Source organism: Candidatus Symbiopectobacterium sp. NZEC135 (assembly GCF_025962695.1).
On the sequence record NZ_JAGFPF010000790.1, the window covers coordinates 1 to 936 of the forward strand.

The window sequence follows — 936 nt, forward strand, 5'->3', positions numbered from 1 at the left end:
AAGGTTTCTACCGCGCCGGACACCGTTCCGGCATACAGCATCTGCTTGAAGGTCTGCGCCGCCTGACTGTCCGGTGCATCCATCGCAGACACCGTATCGATGCTGTCACAACGGCTATCTGGCGATATCTTCTGAGAAAGCGTCATGGGTGTTATCTCCATGGGGTACCTCGTAATCACGGTGAAAAACTCATAATGAAAAGCAGTGCTTGACCACGTCTGCGTCCGGCGTATTCACGTGTTGCAATACGCGTTTCGCCTCTTCCGGCGCATTCAGCCCCAACAGCAGGACGGCCATGCACACCGCACAAGCATCGCTATCGGTAACCAGACACGGTACCACCGGCACTATCGCTCGCACTTGACGCAGCAAGCCGTGATTAACCCCAGCGAATGCGGCTTCAAGCAATAGCCGTCGTTCAGCAGACGTCAGTACGCTCATATCTTCGAGATAATCCCGCTGAGCAGATTTTTGATGGTATTGATCATCGCGCTTTCATAGTTGATAAAAGTGGAATACTGCTGCACGGCAAACTGCGCCTTGAGCATGGCGTCGGGATTAGTTAAATCTTCGCCGTTCATTTTGTCTTTGACGGCTTGCCCTGCCTGGTTTGCCAGGCGGGACAACGTATCGATGAGTTGTTGAACATCCATCGTCATCCTCCGGTAGAATGTCGGCTTATTGCCTGAGATAGCTGCTTGCCTGCTACGTTGCTGGCTGGTATCTACTATGGTTTTAACCCGCCACAGCGCCTATCCGGTGTTTAACCTAACCACAGACTTTTCCACGAAAAATCTGATCTATGCCGATTTCTAACCAACGCTCGCCGTCAAAAGATCGCGTTACCGCGCCTTTTTTACACAGTCGGCGCACCAGCTTTTGGCGCTGGAGCGCCACCCTCTGGGGCAGGACGTCGGTTATCACTAACATACGGAT

2 protein-coding genes are annotated in these 936 nt (G+C 52.7%); both read right to left on the minus strand.

The window, feature by feature from the left end; all coding sequences use genetic code 11:
• Window positions 1-189: 189 nt before the first annotated feature.
• The gene (locus J5224_RS30475) at window positions 190-441 is read right to left on the minus strand and encodes an EscG/YscG/SsaH family type III secretion system needle protein co-chaperone (protein ID WP_264628776.1); all 252 of its coding nucleotides are present in this window, start codon (window positions 439-441) and stop codon (window positions 190-192) included.
• Entirely contained in the window at window positions 438-653 is a 216-nt protein-coding gene (sctF, locus tag J5224_RS30480) for a type III secretion system needle filament subunit SctF (protein ID WP_264628777.1), read from the minus strand. Before sctF ends, J5224_RS30475 begins: the two co-directional genes overlap by 4 nt.
• Window positions 654-936: the final 283 nt, after the last annotated feature.